This is a genomic window from Halorubrum miltondacostae, assembly GCF_041379815.1.
GTDB lineage: Archaea > Halobacteriota > Halobacteria > Halobacteriales > Haloferacaceae > Halorubrum > Halorubrum miltondacostae.
This window is the reverse complement of sequence record NZ_JBEDNY010000018.1, coordinates 1-256: the sequence shown is the minus strand read 5'-3', so window position 1 is coordinate 256 and position 256 is coordinate 1. Positions and strand designations below refer to the sequence as shown.

At 59.4% G+C, this 256-nt stretch carries 1 rRNA gene; it reads right to left on the bottom strand.

What is annotated here, in order from left to right:
- Positions 1–256 (bottom strand): 23S ribosomal RNA (locus ABNG04_RS18005); the annotation flags it as partial.

Genomic DNA, 256 nt, shown 5'->3' with positions numbered 1-256 from the left:
ATGTACGGCTGACTTTCGCTGTTTCGCGTTTCGCTCGCTTCGTGCCGTGACGGCGTCCACGAGTTTCCACGATTCGACCGGGCGAATGCCCGGCTCAGCGTTCCACACGGCGTCGGCGTTTACTGCACGATGGCGCTGGAATATTAACCAGCTTCCCGTCGGTGTAGTCAAGTTGTGGTACACCTTAGGACCGGCTAACCCTCGGCTGAACGGCAGTGCCGAGGAACCCTTGCTCTTCAGGCCGTCGAGGTTCTCA